Here is a 17902-nt window from a genome sequence, read left to right as displayed (position 1 = left end):
TTTCAGAATTAAAAGTTAATGTCTCGATTCGTTCAACGATAAAATCAAATTAATGACCAGAATGTTCATTATTCATGTCTTCTTCAGACATGTCCCCATGATCCATTTCATCCATATTCATGTGTTTACCATGTTCCATTGGAGCTGGTCTAAAGTCTAAGTGTGTAGATGAGAAGCTTTGGCGCCCAACATGTTCTGCCTCTAAAAGCTCATCAAATTTTTCTTCTGTTAATGGTGCCTCTTTCGATTTAACATCAGCAACCCATTTATCGAAGTCTTCTTGTGTCATAGATTGTGCTTCAAATTCCATTTCTGCAAAGCCACGTCCATTAAAGTTAGAGTTACGTCCCATAAATGAACCAACTTCATCTGCTGCAAGGTGAATTGTTGTTAACATATCACTCATAGCATATTTTTGACCTGCTAATTGAGGAATCCAGAAACTTGTAATTGGACCAAATGAGTAAAGCTTAAATTCGATTGGACGATCCACCGGAATGTTTACATAGTTAACTGTTTCAACACCTTCTTCTGGATAACTAAAGTGCCATTTCCAGTTTGATGATGATGCATAAATCACTAAAGGCTCCTTATCGTCATAACCTGCTGGTTGAGCTTCTACTGTAGATGTTGTTCTTACTGTTACAACAGCTAAAAATGCTACGATAATAATTGGAATTACTGTCCATGTAATTTCAAGCAGATGACTTCCTTCTTCATGAGGAGGCTCATAATCTGCAGCTGCTTTTGATGCACGATATTTTGTAAGCATAAAGGCTAAAAGCACATACACGACTAGCAATATAAAGGCCATTGTAATAATAGATAAGATAATTGTGTTTGATAATGTTTCAGCATTAGGTCCTTTTGGATTGAACACTGTTAATGGTTCACATCCAGCAAGAAGAGCAATTGCACTCAATGCTACTAACATTAAACTTAATTTTTTCTTCATGTTTGACTCCTTTCTATAGAACGGCTATTCATAAAATTCATGTGTTTTTTGTCAGTGTCACATTTACAAATAGTTGATACTGAGGTCACCTCTTTTATCTTGGCGTATCAATCAACAACATAAGAAATTACAATGGCATGGTTCAATATGAAACATAAAATCTAGTGTTGATTGATCTGATGCAAGCGTTAGCAAAATCAATGATTTGCGCAATCATTTAAATACATACTTGGTTAACTATGATTGTCACAATCTCTCGTTGTTTGCACATTGGATTATACGCCCTGTTTTTAAGAAAAAACATAATTTTGTTATGAAAATGATAGTATAGCGGTATTGAATTTGAACATTTTTTGAACAAAAATCGTTATTTTAGTATTGGTATTTATAGGTTTTATTTATTAAACACTGTGGAAACGTTGAAAATACTGCATTCCTGATGTTTACCTAAGTAAATAATTTAAAATGTGAAAAATGGTATTTCACATTTTAGACGCTGTTTTGTAATAAAATCATTGTCATACCAGTCCTATTGGGATTTTTTATTTGCCTTTTATCCAAAAAAGGAGTAGATGCAATGACGTTTTATGGAAACAATAGGTTGAATTTTCAATGAAAGGAATGAGCGAGGAGGGAATAAATGGAGTGAAATATTAATTATGTTAATATAATAATAGCTTTTCTTTAATATCCATATTTTTACTTCATTTGTTTTATTTGAAAAGTAAAAAGCAAACTAAGCCAGTTCTTAGTTTGCTAGTATTTTAGAAAAAATTTATGTTATCAAGAATTAAGCGGTGTAATTCAGCATTTTTAAAATTACCTGTCAATCACCAAGCTTCAGCCATTTGGCTACTTGTCCATAAATCGTATTTTGAAGCTGTGGAGCTTTATTATTCATTTTCAAAGAAAAATACAGTGTTTTCATAAAGTTTAAGGTACAAGTTCTTCCACTAAAGAAGAGCTCATTATAACCTTGTGTCATTAAATGCATTTCAAATTTATCAAAAGCCTGCTCAACAAATTCGATCAGTGCTTCCTCTGAGTAATTTTGAAGCAATAATGCATCCACTATATTAATTAAACGTTCCTCTTCATCGTTAACAAAGACTGTTTCTTTCCAAGTGACAAGTTTTAATGCATGTAAAATGGATGGTGCATACTGTAAATCGAATTTTGGATGTTTTATTGTTGTTGTAGCTAAATCTGCACCATGTGCAATACTGTGTGCCCATCCTTTTCCCTGAACATATCCTCTCATATCCTGTTCTAATAACAAATAACGGCCAATTTTTTTAAAGAACACTTGTAGGTCTTCATCTCTTAAAACAAGTAATTCAGCGTCCTTTGCAAGAAGACCTGCAACTAGTAAAGCAGAAAAAGAACGAGTAAAGACACTATCCTCTGTTTTATCTCCGATATGTAAATATAAAAAATCCTCACCTGTAACTGTATCAAACAAATATTGAAGTTGTTGAGAACTCAATAAATTATCACTTAGTAAATCAACAAAGGTGCGATAAATGAGCTGGTCTCGTAATTCGGCATCAACTGAGCCAATATGGGCTAACATCTCCTGTAATAGCCAATCACTATGTTGGAACATAAATGTCTGACGTTCAGACAGTGTCATTGTAGAAAAAGACTGTAATGTTTCTTTAATATCCATGTAAAAAAGCCCCCAACTTATTTTTGTATTTTATATTATAGCGCCATTTCATTTCGAAGGGATAAATTTGAAACCTTCAATTTAATCAAGCACAGTTAGAATGTCCTCTTTAAAACATAAATTTTACAATATTATTTCCAGAAACTATAGAAAGTTGTTATGATAGAAACGCAATAAAATGGTAAAACTAAAATGTGAACAATAAAAAAGACATACCTATTTAAGTATGTCTTTGTCTAGCTAAATAATGACTGCTGATTTAATGCCAATTGGCCATTCAGTGAGCGTGTGTTGATTTGTCTTTAACTCGACAAGAATATTGGCATTTTTGATTGCATCAATGAGCCATTCACTATAGTGACGATTTGGTTCAGGATGTTGTAAAATCTGCTGCATATCTTTTTTATCAACATGTAGCAGCTTGTAGTTACATTCAATGTTTACTTTTTGAGGAATAATGGAAAGAGACTCGTTTTGATGACCAAGTGCAATAGATCCAGGAATACACCCTTGAATTTTTAAAATATAGGTGCTGGCTTCTTGTGTGTAGACATCTATTTTGGTGCGTGTTAAAAGTTCAAATTCTATCGGCTTATCTTGAAAATGGCCGTCCGTTGTAGAAATTGAAATGACTTTAATTGATAATGCCTCGAATGCAGATGAGATACAATGATCAAATTCTGTAATTGTATCAAGTAATTGCATGGATTCCACTCCTTGTTAAGAACTTGATTTTCTTGATGCAGACAACAAAGGGGAAGCGTCTGCGAATTGTGATAAATTTTAGACTATTCTAATTATAATACAATTTATTACAAAATATGAATGCAAAAGCAATATTTTTTTGTTAAAAACAAGGAACTTGGATTTTTTTAGTAAATAGCAGAAATGAAAAATTAGAACAATGAGGTGAGAAAAATGACAAAAAGAAAGCGTCATGTCATTAAACATGACAATGTTGTTGTTTTTCCGGGCGCTGTCCAAACATTAATACGTGAAGGACATATGTTTGCTGAAAATTTTCAGTATGAAAAAGCGGTGGCAAGCTTTGAAAAGGCATTTGTGTACGAAGCTGGAGATGAATTTGCTCTTAGTGCTTATGCTTTCGCTTTGTATGAATTAAAGGACTATAGCAAGACAAAGGATGTTTGTGAGCAATTATTTTCAATGGGTACGTCATTTTATGTAGAAATCATGGAATTGTACATTACCGTATGCATGCAGTTAAAAGAATACCATCAAGTAGAGTCATTAATTTCAACGCTACTTGAAGAAAATGTTTTGCCTCAGGATCAAATTGAAAAATTTGAACGCTTAAAAAATTTGAATAGTGAAGTGTCTAAGAATCTAGAAAAAAAAGAAAATGCACAACGTTTAATAGAAGAACAGGAATATGACCTTGAGAAATTTAGGGCACTTAGTCCAAATGAGCAATCCATTCGCTTACATCGACTTATGGATACAAATGTAAGACAATTAAAAGAGCCGTTGAAAGAGATTATTGAATGTTCCACGATCCATCCGTTTGTCCAGAGTCTAGCGCTTATATTATTAGTAGAACAAGAAGTAGCTATCAATGTTACAGTAGCCAAATTCAATCAAACCAAAGTTGTTAATCCTACTGAATTAGTATTGCCTAACCAGCTACCGCAGTATGGAGAAATAAAAAATATACTAGAAGTGAAGCTAGAACAAGACCCATCGACTTTGGAAATGGTACAATATTTAATGGCAAAGCATGCCATTGTAACGTATCCATTTGAATGGCACCCGTTCGAAGCAGATGATGTTGCCTATAGTTATATTGATTTTGTCTTAGCGATGCTTGGAAATGTACAAGAAATGGACTATGAAATTATTGACTTTTTACAAATGTTAGAAAAGCTAACAGAACTACATTAGGTATGAAATAAGTTGAAACTATACACATCTATGTTATACTAAAATGGTTGTCAAAATCGTAGTTACGAATGAATTGTCTAACATCTAAACTTGATTATTTATTTGGAGGTATTTATACATGTCAGCAAAATGGGAAAAACAAGAAGGTAATATCGGTACTCTTACAATCGAAGTACCTGCTGCAGAAATCGACGCAGCAATGGACCAAGCGTTCAAAAAAGTTGTAAAACAAATTAACGTACCAGGTTTCCGTAAAGGTAAAATGCCTCGTAAAATGTTTGAACAACGTTTTGGTATCGAATCTCTATACCAAGATGCATTAGAAATCATCGTTCCTGAATCTTATGCAAAAGCAATTGATGAAGCTGGAATTATGCCAGTTGATTACCCAGAAATCGCTGGTACAGAAAACTTTGTACACGGTCAAGATTTCACATTCACTGCACAAGTAACAGTGAAACCAGAACCAAAGCTAGGAGACTATAAAGGTCTAGAAGTATCTAAACTTCCAGTAGAAGTAACGGATGAAGAAGTAGATGCACAAATTCAAGATCAATTAGCTCGTAAAGCAGAGCTTGAAATCAAAGAAGACGAAGCAATCGTAGAAGGTGATACAGCTGTGATCGACTTCGAAGGTTTCGTTGGCGAAGAAGCTTTTGAAGGTGGTAAAGGTGAAGACTATCCACTAGAAATCGGTTCAGGTTCATTCATTCCAGGTTTTGAAGAGCAATTAGTTGGTGTTAAAGCTGGCGAATCTAAAGATGTTGTTGTTACATTCCCAGAAGAATATCATGCAGCTGAATTAGCTGGTAAAGAAGCTACTTTCAAAGTAACTGTGAAAGAAGTTAAAACAAAAGTTCTTCCTGAGTTAAATGATGAATTCGCAAAAGAATTAGATCCAGAAGTTGAAGGCGTTGAAGCTTTACGCGCTAAAATTAAAGAACAAACTGCAGCTCAAAAAGAAACAGAATCAGATGCAGCTCTTCGTGATGAGCTTGTAGAAAAAGCAGCTGAAAATGCCGACTTTGAAGTACCAGCAGGTATGATCAACTCTGAAACTGATCGTATGTTACAAGAATTTGGTCAACGTTTACAAATGCAAGGTATGAATCTAGACCTTTACTACCAATTCTCTGGTCAATCAGAAGAAGACTTACGTGGCCAAATGAAAGAAGAAGCTGAAAGCCGTGTGCGTGTATCATTAACACTTGAAGCAATTGCTGAAGCTGAAAAAATTGAAGCATCTGAAGCTGATATTGAAGCAGAATTAGAAAAAATGGCTGCTCAATTTAACATGACAAAAGATCAAATCACAAGTGCTTTAGGTGGAACAGCAGTACTTGAAAATGACATCAAAATCCAAAAAACAGTTGAATTTTTAGTAGAAAACGCTAAAATTACTGAATAAGATTTTGTGTAATTAGATAGCCCAAAAAAAACAAGGTACGGCATTCATCCGTGCCTTGTTTTATCACATAAACTCTTAGCAATCAGTCCCCTTAACATTTAATTCACTTTATACTTCACTTATACATAGTATTGTTTTAGTTTTTATCTTCATTCAGCAGATGTTTTTGTATCCAAAGTATTATGTCAGGTACAAAAAACTCCCATCTCACATAGATGGCGAGCTGTAAGCCTTTTAACCTTTTTAGTGTGTGTTTAAACCACGACTGAATGAAGATAGTGCCTGCTGGCAGGCGGCAAGGATTTAGATGAAGTCCTGGCGCTATTAGAGTCAAGGCGAAATTGATACGATGCTAAACTTAACTTCATTCAGAAAGGTTCTAACTAAATAAAATTTATTTTTTGAGTGATATACCCTTGGTTGATGAATGTAGTAGATTTATAAATAGAGATCAGTAGTTTGTAGTGTGTCGGAAGTGAATAAATGTAACTTTATAGCAGTATAAGGTGGCGAAGTAAGCAGGTTCCTATAGCATGCTTCGAAAGACAAATGAAGTAAAGTACATGACGATGCGTTATAATCTACACATGCATAATTACTGAGGCGTAAATGATGCAGACAATTTATTTGATAAAGGTTCAATAATCTTGTAAGATTGTTGCTTGAATAGGGGTGAAACATATTGTTCAAATTTAATGATGAAAAAGGCAATTTAAAATGCTCATTCTGTGGAAAACCACAAGAACAAGTGCGTAAATTAGTTGCAGGTCCAGGTGTTTATATTTGTGATGAATGTATCGAGCTTTGTTCAGAGATCGTTGTAGAGGAACTAGGTGTAGAAGAGGAGATCGAATTCCAAGATATCCCAAAACCGAAAGAAATCTTAACGATTTTAGATGAGTATGTAATTGGACAAGAGCGTGCTAAAAAAGCATTGGCAGTCGCAGTTTACAATCACTATAAACGTATCAATACGAATAGTAAAATTGATGATATTGAATTAGCAAAATCGAACATTGTGTTAATCGGCCCAACTGGTAGCGGTAAAACTTTATTAGCTCAAACGTTAGCACGTATTTTAAATGTTCCATTCGCTATTGCGGATGCTACCTCCTTAACTGAAGCAGGTTATGTTGGTGAGGACGTTGAAAATATTTTATTAAAGTTAATCCAATCAGCTGATTATGATATCGAACGCGCTGAAAAAGGGATTATCTATATTGATGAAATTGACAAGGTTGCACGTAAGTCGGAAAATCCATCTATTACACGAGATGTTTCCGGCGAAGGTGTTCAGCAGGCACTCCTAAAAATTCTTGAAGGAACAGTTGCAAGTGTTCCACCACAAGGAGGACGAAAACATCCTCATCAAGAATTCTTACAGATCGATACAACCAATATTCTTTTCATTGTTGGCGGTGCATTTGATGGTATTGAAACCATCATTAAACGACGTCAGGGTGAAAAAGTAATAGGATTCGGTTCAGATCCGAATAAAGTAGATGTAGATGAAGGTTCTATCATGTCCAAGCTGATTCCTGAGGATTTATTGAAATTTGGTTTAATACCAGAGTTCATTGGTCGATTACCTGTACTTGCGAGTCTGGAGCAATTAAACGAAGCAGCACTAGTACAAATTTTAACAGAGCCGAAAAATGCACTAGCCAAGCAATATCAAAAAATGCTTGAATTAGATGGCGTTGAGCTTGAATTTGATGAAGATGCTCTTGTGGCAATTGCTAAGGAAGCAATTGAACGTAAAACAGGTGCGCGTGGTCTTCGTTCAATTATTGAGTCAACAATGCTTGATGTAATGTACGAATTACCTTCACGTGAAGACGTGAAAAAATGTATCATTACAGCAAAAACAATTACGGATAAAGAAAAACCGAAATTGCTTCTTGAAGATGGCACTGAACTCGATGAAGGTAGCGACACTAAAACTTCAGCATAATGAATAGACGTGGCTGTCTACCGTTGTGAGATAGAGAGTAATTAGCTGACTTCGATTGTGCAATATTCGCACATATCGACAGTCAGCTTTTTATTCATTCCTACATAAAGCCAGCTGTAACTTGAAGAAATTTTTGGCTCGCTTCAATATCTAGTGTGAATCAACTTTTTAAACACATACTAGTAGCGCGGGATGTTAACATGAAAATTTTGACGGAGGTGAATGCCCGCATGGTGACAATACAAAAAACAACAAATGTACCATTATTGCCTTTGCGTGGACTTTTAGTATTCCCATCGATGGTGTTACATATTGATGTGGGTAGAAATCGTTCTGTAGCGGCGCTTGAGCAGGCAATGTTAGAGGACCAAATGATTTTATTGGTAACACAAAAAGAAATGCACGATGAACAACCTGAAGAGCAAGATTTGTATTCAGTTGGTACAATTGCTTATGTCAAACAAATGCTTAAATTACCAAATGGCACGTTACGTATCCTTGTAGAAGGAGTTGCTCGTGCAACGTGGAAAAACTATCGTGCGTTAGAGAAGTATACGGTTGTCGATATTGAAATTAAAGAGGAGTCAACGGAAAAAGATGTAGAAACACAAGCATTGATGCGGACATTGTTGACGTATTTTGAAAAATATGCAAAATCCTCCAATAAAATTACAACTGAGACGATCAATACTGTAACGGATATTGAAGAGCCTGGCCGTTTAGCTGATATTATTGCTTCTCATTTGCCGTTTAAAATTGCCGACAAGCAAGAAGTATTGGAAATGCTAAGCGTTAAAAAACGACTAGATCATTTAATTATTCGCTTGCATGATGAACAGGAAGTATTGGATCTAGAAAAGAAGATTAATTCCAAAGTAAAGCAGTCAATGGAGCGTACGCAAAAGGAATATTATTTACGTGAGCAAATGAAAGCTATCCAAACGGAGCTGGGAGATCGCGAAGGGAAAACTGGAGAAGTTGCAGAATTACGGAAGCGTATCGACGAAGCTGGTATGCCAGAAACAACAAAGGAAGCAGCACTGAAAGAATTAGATCGCTATGAAAAAATACCTGGAGCTAGTGCTGAGAGCGGTGTTATTCGCAATTATATTGATTGGCTTATTTCATTACCGTGGACAAATGCTACAGAGGATCGCATGAATATTGCCCATGCTGAAAATATTTTAAACCGAGATCATGATGGATTAGAAAAAGTCAAAGAACGTGTTCTAGAATATTTAGCAGTACGTCAGCTGAAAAATTCACTGCGAGGACCTATTTTATGCTTAGCAGGGCCTCCAGGTGTTGGTAAAACATCATTAGCTCGCTCCATTGCCGAAAGTTTAGATCGAAAATTTATTCGTATTTCTTTAGGTGGTGTTCGAGATGAATCGGAAATTCGCGGACATCGACGTACGTATGTTGGTGCAATGCCAGGACGTATTATTCAAGGAATGAAAAAAGCAGGTACCATTAATCCAGTATTTTTATTAGATGAAATCGATAAAATGTCGAATGATTTTAGAGGTGACCCTGCAGCAGCAATGCTTGAAGTTTTAGACCCTGCACAAAATAATACATTTAGTGATCATTATATTGAGGAACCATATGATCTATCTAATGTGTTATTTATTGCAACTGCCAATGATTTAAGTAGCATCCCAGGACCATTATTAGATCGTATGGAAGTAATATCTATTGCAGGCTATACTGAAATCGAGAAAGCTCAAATTACAAAAAATCATCTTATACCAAAGCAGCTTAAAGAGCATGGCTTGAAAAAAACGCAAGTGGTAATCAAAGATGAAGCAGTCACTGATATTATACGTTATTATACTCGGGAAGCAGGAGTTCGCGGTTTAGAACGACAAATCGCTACGCTTTGCCGTAAAATTGCCAAAGTAATTGTATCTGGTGAGAAAAAACGCGTAACGGTTAGCTCAAAATCATTACAAGATTTACTTGGTAAACATCGTTTCCGCTATGGACAGGCTGAAAAGGAAAATCAAGTGGGTGTCGCTACTGGACTTGCTTATACAACAGTTGGTGGAGATACATTACAAATTGAAGTTTCTTTAACACCAGGTAAAGGGAAGTTACAACTAACTGGTAAGCTTGGTGAAGTAATGAAGGAATCGGCTCAAACAGCCTTATCCTATGTTCGTACGAAGATGGAACACCTTAATGTGGATGCAGAATTTTTTGATACACATGATATTCATATCCATGTGCCAGAGGGTGCTGTACCTAAAGATGGACCTTCAGCTGGTATTACAATGGCAACAGCTATCGTTTCGGCTATTTTACATCGCCCGATTCGCCGCGAGGTAGGTATGACAGGTGAGATTACCTTGCGTGGCCGTGTATTGCCAATCGGCGGCTTAAAAGAAAAAACATTAAGCGCTCACCGTGCAGGATTAACGACAATCATTTGTCCAAAGGATAATGAACGTGATATAGAGGATATTCCTGATAGTGTACGCGAGCAACTAACATTTAAACTAGTGACATCGGCTGATGAAGTTTTAGCCTATGCGCTGGACGGAGGTTTTTAAAAAAATGAAAGTCCATAATGTCGAAATGGTCATTAGTGCGGTACGACCAGACCAATATCCAGAAGATGGACTGCCAGAATTTGCATTAGCAGGTCGTTCGAATGTAGGAAAGTCTTCCTTCATAAATCGAATGATCGGACGTAAAGCTTTAGCACGTATTTCATCTAAGCCTGGTAAAACACAAACCCTTAACTTTTATAAGATTGAAGAACAGCTATTTTTTGTAGATGTTCCAGGGTATGGTTATGCAAAGGTTTCTAAAACAGAGCGTGAGGCATGGGGAAAAATGATCGAGCGCTATTTTACAGGACGCCAGGAGTTAAAAGCAGTCGTACAAATTATAGATTTGCGACATCCTCCGACAGCTGATGATCGTATGATGTATGATTTTTTAAAGCATTACAATATTCCTTGCATTATCATTGCAACGAAGGCAGATAAAATTCCAAAAGGTAAATGGGATAAACATAAGAAAATTGTCAAAGAGACACTGGAGATGGAAAAAAGTGATCCACTTATTGTCTTCTCATCAGAAACGGGTCTTGGCTTTGAGGAAGCTTGGAAAACAATCGAAAATAAAATGTAATAAAAAACATCTATTGTATCTAAACCGTTAGGACAATAGATGTTTTTGTATTTTCAATCGAGTGGTGTAGAAAATTAGGGAAAATACTTGATGATGAAACTATTTGTCCGATAAATTAGATAGGAGGTGGACTAGATGGATATCGCAGCTTTATCGATGGCAATGAACCAAGCAACACTTATGCAAAATGTATCTTTAGCTGTTACGAAACAGGCAATGGAAATGCAACAGCAAAATTCAGAACAGTTAGTTGAAATGTTAGATGCTCCACATCCAACAGCCGGACATACAATTGATATTCAAGTATGAAGTAGGCAAGGTAGCTTGAAGTTAAAAGCTACCTCAACTTTTGTTTTTAGAAATAAATTCAAGAAGGCCTAAAATGTAACTTTTCGAATAAGAAAAACTACCAATAATACGATATACTAATAATTAGTAAGGAGGCAGGTTTTTTGAAAAAATATTTATACATACTGATGATTACGTTACTGATGATAGTTGGTTTTTCCTTTAATCAATCTGCTAAAGCAGCCCAACTAGTGACAGGGACATTTGTTGATGTAACGTTTTCGGAATATACGAAGCCTGATGGTACGATAGAAAAGCAACTTAGTAAAATTACATTGGAAAATGATCGTGGACGAACAGTAACGTTTAATATTAATAAAAATACTAGATTATATATTAATAATACGTCTACAACGATTGAGGGTTTTAAGATGGGGATGGAAGTCGAGGCTGAAATTTCTCTTAGAAGTGTTGTTGAACTTCGCGGTACCTCTCATACACCAACAGAAACAAATGTACCATCAACAGGAAGCAGTAACGGTAAAACAACTGCTGGTGTCGTCACGAGTATTGATCCAAATGGTTTATTTATCATGGTAAAACCAGATGTTGGCGCAGAAACGACATACTATTTAAACAAAGAAACCAATTATCAAAAAGGTTCTTCTGCAACAGATATTAGTGCATTATACGTTGGGGATCGAGTTAAATTAAGTTTCAAAAATAAAACTTCCTCAATCATATCAAAGGTAGCTATCAGTGAAACAGGTACGCTCGTTGAAAACTTATATAAAGGCGAGATACAAGCGGTCAATCCTAATGCCAACAAGCTTACCGTGAAAAATCAGCATGCCTTTGTAAACTGGCAATTTGGCTCTCAAACAACAAATGATCTTTCAACTATGCCTTTTACATCCAAAGTACCAATCTATGTTGGGAATACGAAAGTCGAGAAAGGTCAGCTGAAAAATTATATAGGTAGCGAAGCATACTATGCGACCGTTAAACAATTTGGTAAGGAAGTAATCGAGAAAATTGTCGTATTAAAAAATAATGAAAGAACATATTACGAACCAATGCTGTCTGTTGATACAGATTATCAACTATTAAAACTGAAAACAGCAGGAACAATGTATTTCCATAATGGAACTATTTTAATTCGAAATGGACGATTAATTGAACCTACTGGTCTTATGGCATATGGTACTGCTTTTGTCGTGGCTGATGGTGCTACTCGTGATCACTATGCCCAAGTAATACAAGTTACAAGTGATAGCTTCATGTCACCTAATCTTGCAGGTCATGAATTATATTATGGACGCTTATCTCAAGCAGATGGATATGTAATTGAAATTGACGATGCGATGAAGATTGAATCAAATGTTTTCAAGAAAGCAGATCGTACTGTACTGTCAGTTAGTAATACAACGAAAGCTATGGTAGATGACGGCAATAAAACATATAGTGTCATGCCAGATATTGAACTTTACTTATCTGAGGGAGACTATGGTTATTTCTATGTGAAGGAAGGCCATGTACAAGCTCTTCATATTTTAGACAAGGCTAAACCTGTTGCCCCTCTAATGCTTGCAGGGAAACTACAGTCTGTAAAATCTACGTATCCTGCAGTCATTAATGTCAAGAGTGTTAGTCAATGGCAAAATGGTCGTTGGTATGAAGCGGGTGAAATGGTTAATATGAATATTGACCAAGCGACACTGATTAAAGCAGGTAAGGTGATTCAAGCTTCTGACTTACAGCCATCTGATCGTTTAGTTGTATTATCAGATCGATTTGTTAAAGCTCATTTTATTTTGGTAGATTAGTATAAATATTAAACTAAAAAATCTGCGAGTCCCATGCGAATATGTTTCATAATCGAAAGATGAAGAAGTTACTTCGAATAGGCTAAATTGTGTATATATTCGCAAGACGAGCAGATTTTTTAGTTATATTAGAAACAAGCTTCATTATGCACGCAAATGCACAGTGAAAGAGAGGAAAAGCGAATGCAAAAAAAATTATCTAAAATAATGTTTCTAGTCCTTGCTGTCTTTTTGATTGGAACAACTATTCCATTCAATGCATCAGCCGCTTCATTAGAAACAACAGGTGCTGTAAAAAACGAATATACATATGAAGAAGCTGTGTTCCTTTCAGGGACACCTGTTATTTTTAAAGGGACAAGTAAAGATATTAAAATTGCTCAAAAAGAATCAAAAGGTAAATTAACTGAAACGTATAGCATGAAGTTAACAGCAAGCAATGGCGCAACATTGACAAGAAATATTGCCTATGAATCAGATGTAGTGGATTATGCAGTTCTTGGTCAAAAAACATCCAATGGTGAAGTGAAGAAATACACTGAAAAAATCACAATTGGCGCCATTACTTATTCCTTAGTCGATTATCAATTTTCACAAGGAACAGTTACTGATAATCGTGCAGCCTCTGATTATTACTCAGGAAATATTATTTCTAGAAAAACCTATGCTTTTGAAACAGGAAAAGGAAAAAATGCTGTTCAAAACACAGTAACAATTGAAACAGATAGTCGACATGCAGGCTATGAGAACTTCTGGGGTGCGACAGAAACTCAAATCACGGAATCTGTTTATTCTTATAGTGATGGTAAAACAAGTCATGTGAAAAATCGTTTATCTACAAGTAAATCACGTGTTTTAAATTATGAGGAAAATCTCGGTAGCTTAGGGAGTTTTGAAGGTGGATATGCAGTCGTAAGTGAAAAGGATGTTATTTCTGAATATACATACGACCTATCTTCAGGACAAAAAGGTACACTTGATTTAGATACAGAGTACATGCCGACAATTGAACGTCTTATCATTCCTAAATTCAGAGATTTAACAACCCATTATGCGAAAGAAGCAATTGAAAAACTTTATTCTCTAGGTATTTACTCAGATTCAAGTAACTTCTTTTCTCCTAATACACCAATGAAACGTATTGATTTTACGACGGCTATTGGTAAAGCGGTTGATTTACGTGTGTTTGAAGAAAAGAAATCAAAAAAGACACCTACTACAAGTGTTTTTAAAGACTTGAAGCGTTCTATCAAAGATTACGGTTATATTGAATCAGCGTTAAATAAAGGGATAATCAAAGGTGTATCAGCTGACTACTTTAAGCCAGATAATGCTATTAATCGCGCACAGGCTGCAACTATCTTTGTCCGTGCCTTAGGACTTGAAAATAGAGCACCTGATCCTGGTTACTTAACTAAATTTACAGATGACAAACAGATTCCAAATTATGCGAGAGATGGCATCTATATAGCGAATGAACTTGGCTTAATGATTGGTGATGCTGCTGGTCGTTTTAATCCAAATAAACCACTAACGCGTGCAGAGGCGTCAGTTGTTTTAGAACGATTCTTGAAATATTTAGAGGATGACTTAAAACAAAACTATCGTGATGACATATTGTTCTTTAACTAAAGAAAGGATGGAACAAAAATGACATATGTAAAAAAAGCATTGCTTGCTATGCTTTGCTTCATGCTTCTACTGATGACAGCTACACCTACTGTTACGCAAGCAGCTACAACAATTAGAGATGTTCCAACAAATAGCAATAATTATAAAGCTATTTCATGGGCGGTCGATAATGACCTGATGTCCTTAAATAGTGCAAGTAACTTTTTACCAAATGATCAAGTGACAGATCGCGATCTTGTTCTGATGTTTGCCAAACTAGATCGTAACTATGCTTTATCTTATATTGATAGTGTTGCTTATAATTTCTATAGTGATTTTTATTTACCATTTAATGGTACACATGTAAATACGAATCGAACAAAAGCTGTAACACGTGGCCAATTTGCCCAAATTTACGCGGCTTTTAAAGGCTTAGATTTAGATGAGCCACAGGCAGTTCAATATTTATATTCAAATGATTTATCTACAAGCTCTACAGGCAAAAACACTTTCGCTAGCTTTAATCCATCCACAAAACTAACACGGGGTGATGTTGCTGTATTTTTCTATCGTGCTGTTCAAAATAGCACTTTCGCAGTACAAGGATTAAAACGTAGTCCAGCTGGTCGTGATAATGATAGCATTACGTTACCACCTGGTTTTATGGGATCTAGTAGTGCTGATTTTGAAGAGCCAAAGGATAATTCAAATGATTTTACTGGACCAAATAATGTTAATAATGCATTGCAGGGTATCTTGGTGGAAAAGCCTGATTTAATTGCAAATAATGTGGATACAACACTAGTTACAGTTTCTTTAAAGGCTTGTAATGGTGATCCTATCGCTGATGATAAATCTTATTCATTCCGCGTGAAGGCATCCTACGGAAATATTGTTGATACTGCAGGTGAAGCAGTTGACATTGTCCAATCGGATGGTTCAACGGTATCTGCTATAGTGGTAGCACCAAAATTAACTAAATCAGTACGTGATACAATAACTTTTGAGCTGATTAATAATACGGACCCAGCAATGAAGTGTCTAGTTGGAGAGAAACTAAACGCAGAAGTGCGTTATGCACCACAGCCTGAATTGCGTATTGATTACCAAGTATACGACCCAGCAAATACAGATGATAATGGGAGCGTGATTCCTGAATTTCCAAAAAGTGAAGATATTCCAGAGTTCTTTACGCAAAATTTAATTGATGTTTATAGCCCAGTCCCTCTAGATTCTAATTCAGATAAAAAATTATTTAGTATTGGGCAGCAAACAAATGTGAAGGACGTTTTAGGGAATGTGCAAAACATCTATTTGCGTTACGGTGGATCTGATCCTAAATATCCGGCATTAGGTTATGAAAATGCTATTCTTCAATTTGAAAACTATGATATTTCTGTTCACTTATTTGAGGAACTTTTAAAGACACGTTTTGAGAACTCTGTTACAACGCCAGCTAAAACGGAAATAATGTATTTAATTGCTGACGATGGTCGTCCTATTTATCGCGTTCAGGGCATAGATGATGATATTGCCTCACAGGTAGAGAACATTAATCCAGTCGGCGCCATTATTCAGCTTATGAAAGAAATGCCAGATGAAAAAGATTTAACATTAGAACATTATGATAGTGTTATGAAGATTTATTCGATCTTCACAAACTTAAGTAACTATGACCGCACGGTTTTATTAAAATACCAAGGCGGTAAATTACTTGGACAAGTAGAGGCGTTTAAAAAACGAGTAGAGGCCCTAAAGGAAAGTGCGGATGCTGCATCAAGACCATCAGGAAAAGATCGTTATACAAAAGTAATGGTGACTTTAGTGCGTCCTGGTGGAGAGCCTATTACAGATTATCAAGGAACAGTCAAAATTAAGTATGACGGAGTAGAAAAAACAGCTTCATTCATTACGAACACTTCTGATCCATTAAATAATACAGGGAATCCAGGTACTGCTGTAGCCTACTTTGATTCAGTTATATATGGCAAATCTAAAGTGGAAGCAAGACTTGTCAATCCAATAGACCCTCGCTATGCAACGTCCTTGAAGGGTTTAAAAGATAAAACAGTGACGAAAGATATTTTTACGAATCCATACTTCAGTAAAAACTCTTGTTCTTTAGCAACAGAAATTGCCTATGTAGTGGATTATTCTTCTTCCATGAAGGCTGTTGATCCAACAAATTATCGTGGGAAGAAAATGATTGAACTAATCAATCAATTAAAGGCTAAAAATAACATAGTCATTGAAACCAATACAAAAGCGACAGTACTTGGAGAAGGTACAACAGAAAATGTGTTGAAAAAAGATCTTTATAAAGCATCGAAAGATAAGGGTGCAACCGATATTTTTGCAGGCATCGATATTGCTTTAACAAAATTCTCGAACGATTCGAAAACATCCAAAGCGATTGTCGTTGTATCTGATGGTAAAACGAGTAAATCAAAAATGACAAAAGTTATAAATGAAGCGAAAAAGCAAGGTGTCAAAGTATACACAGTAAGTATGGGCAAAAAATCACAAGTAAATGACGCCACTTTAATGCAATTATCTTCAGAAACGGGCGGAACGTACTTCCATGCAATTGATAATTTGCAATTGCATCAAGTCTTCCAGAAGTTAATTGATACAATTTTATGTAAAACGCAAGCTTCAAGCTGTATCAATCCAGAAGATTTATTTGAAGAGACAAGTGTTTCGCTACGAAAAGGTTATATTACAATGAGTGCTCGAGTTGATGGTAACTGTCAAAACGTTGCGAAGATGAATGTACGTTTTAATTCAATCAGTGGAGATGTCCAGTTTGATTTGCAAAAGCGTAGTGATCAAGTGTATATGTTAACAAAAACTGTTCAAACTATGCAGGACTTTAAAGTCAATGATGAGATTGAGTTTATAGCATACGATAAAGATGGAAATATGATTGCAATAAAGACTGTTACAATAACAAATTAATGAGAAAACTGCCTCCGATAATGGGGGCAGTTTTTTAATTTGAAACAACACGTATAATTTGTTACACTTAGTTTATAATAATTCTAATGTAGATGACGAATTGCAGTTCTTCATGACATGTTCACAAATTATTGATGAACTCTTGTCGAACTGTGCTATAATGAGATTTGTGAATTAGAACGTGTGAGGT

12 protein-coding genes are annotated in these 17902 nt (G+C 35.6%); 9 read left to right on the top strand and 3 right to left on the bottom strand.

The genetic code is table 11. The features are described from left to right. Window positions 1-49 precede the first annotated feature (49 nt). The 3 genes from qoxA to NYE73_RS17565 form a co-directional block, all read right to left on the bottom strand. On the bottom strand, window positions 50-955 hold the full coding sequence (qoxA, locus tag NYE73_RS17575; RefSeq protein WP_048395109.1) for a cytochrome aa3 quinol oxidase subunit II: 906 nt from the start codon (window positions 953-955) through the stop codon (window positions 50-52). 826 nt (window positions 956-1781) lie between these two features. Continuing rightward, complete coding sequence (locus NYE73_RS17570) at window positions 1782-2624, bottom strand: DUF2785 domain-containing protein (protein WP_259948300.1); 843 nt, start codon at window positions 2622-2624, stop codon at window positions 1782-1784. 240 nt (window positions 2625-2864) lie between these two features. After that, complete coding sequence (locus tag NYE73_RS17565; RefSeq protein ID WP_237898316.1) at window positions 2865-3329, bottom strand: hypothetical protein; 465 nt, start codon at window positions 3327-3329, stop codon at window positions 2865-2867. Window positions 3330-3542: 213 nt separating this feature from the next. Between NYE73_RS17565 and NYE73_RS17560 the strand changes: the two genes are divergently transcribed. From NYE73_RS17560 to NYE73_RS17520, 9 genes are all read left to right on the top strand, one after another. Continuing rightward, on the top strand, window positions 3543-4526 hold the full coding sequence (locus NYE73_RS17560; protein WP_048395114.1) for a hypothetical protein: 984 nt from the start codon (window positions 3543-3545) through the stop codon (window positions 4524-4526). 118 nt (window positions 4527-4644) lie between these two features. Further along, entirely contained in the window at window positions 4645-5934 is a 1290-nt protein-coding gene (gene tig, locus NYE73_RS17555; RefSeq protein WP_048395116.1) for a trigger factor, read from the top strand. 682 nt (window positions 5935-6616) lie between these two features. Continuing rightward, window positions 6617-7888, top strand: coding sequence for an ATP-dependent protease ATP-binding subunit ClpX (gene clpX / locus NYE73_RS17550; protein ID WP_036075657.1), 1272 nt, complete (start codon window positions 6617-6619; stop codon window positions 7886-7888). Between the two features lie 230 nt (window positions 7889-8118). Beyond that, window positions 8119-10443 (top strand): endopeptidase La, encoded by a 2325-nt coding sequence (lon, locus tag NYE73_RS17545; protein ID WP_048395119.1) that lies wholly within the window; start codon window positions 8119-8121, stop codon window positions 10441-10443. 4 nt (window positions 10444-10447) lie between these two features. Beyond that, window positions 10448-11029, top strand: coding sequence for a ribosome biogenesis GTP-binding protein YihA/YsxC (gene yihA / locus NYE73_RS17540; RefSeq protein ID WP_054550015.1), 582 nt, complete (start codon window positions 10448-10450; stop codon window positions 11027-11029). Between the two features lie 135 nt (window positions 11030-11164). Next, complete coding sequence (locus NYE73_RS17535) at window positions 11165-11338, top strand: YjfB family protein (protein WP_259948290.1); 174 nt, start codon at window positions 11165-11167, stop codon at window positions 11336-11338. A gap of 143 nt (window positions 11339-11481) precedes the next feature. Then, entirely contained in the window at window positions 11482-13143 is a 1662-nt protein-coding gene (locus NYE73_RS17530) for a hypothetical protein (protein ID WP_066036515.1), read from the top strand. Between the two features lie 183 nt (window positions 13144-13326). Beyond that, window positions 13327-14775 carry an S-layer homology domain-containing protein gene (locus tag NYE73_RS17525; RefSeq protein WP_004226619.1) on the top strand — a complete coding sequence of 483 codons (1449 nt, stop codon included), beginning with the start codon at window positions 13327-13329 and terminating at the stop codon, window positions 14773-14775. 18 nt (window positions 14776-14793) lie between these two features. Next, entirely contained in the window at window positions 14794-17712 is a 2919-nt protein-coding gene (locus NYE73_RS17520; protein ID WP_259948288.1) for a vWA domain-containing protein, read from the top strand. Window positions 17713-17902: the final 190 nt, after the last annotated feature.

Source organism: Lysinibacillus sp. FSL K6-0102 (genome assembly GCF_038003545.1).
Taxonomy (GTDB): Bacteria; Bacillota; Bacilli; order Bacillales_A; family Planococcaceae; genus Lysinibacillus; species Lysinibacillus capsici.
The sequence above is the reverse complement of the archived record's forward strand: the minus strand, read 5'-3'. Positions and strand labels throughout refer to the sequence as shown.

Bases quoted from the DNA above. Each gene is read 5' to 3' on its own strand.
- qoxA (WP_048395109.1), bottom strand. From the start codon at position 955: ATGAAGAAAAAATTAAGTTTAATGTTAGTAGCATTGAGTGCAATTGCT.
- NYE73_RS17570 (WP_259948300.1), bottom strand. From the start codon at position 2,624: ATGGATATTAAAGAAACATTACAGTCTTTTTCTACAATGACACTGTCT.
- NYE73_RS17565 (WP_237898316.1), bottom strand. From the start codon at position 3,329: ATGCAATTACTTGATACAATTACAGAATTTGATCATTGTATCTCATCT.
- NYE73_RS17560 (WP_048395114.1), top strand. From the start codon at position 3,543: ATGACAAAAAGAAAGCGTCATGTCATTAAACATGACAATGTTGTTGTT.
- tig (WP_048395116.1), top strand. From the start codon at position 4,645: ATGTCAGCAAAATGGGAAAAACAAGAAGGTAATATCGGTACTCTTACA.
- lon (WP_048395119.1), top strand. From the start codon at position 8,119: ATGGTGACAATACAAAAAACAACAAATGTACCATTATTGCCTTTGCGT.
- yihA (WP_054550015.1), top strand. From the start codon at position 10,448: ATGAAAGTCCATAATGTCGAAATGGTCATTAGTGCGGTACGACCAGAC.
- NYE73_RS17535 (WP_259948290.1), top strand. From the start codon at position 11,165: ATGGATATCGCAGCTTTATCGATGGCAATGAACCAAGCAACACTTATG.
- NYE73_RS17525 (WP_004226619.1), top strand. From the start codon at position 13,327: ATGCAAAAAAAATTATCTAAAATAATGTTTCTAGTCCTTGCTGTCTTT.
- NYE73_RS17520 (WP_259948288.1), top strand. From the start codon at position 14,794: ATGACATATGTAAAAAAAGCATTGCTTGCTATGCTTTGCTTCATGCTT.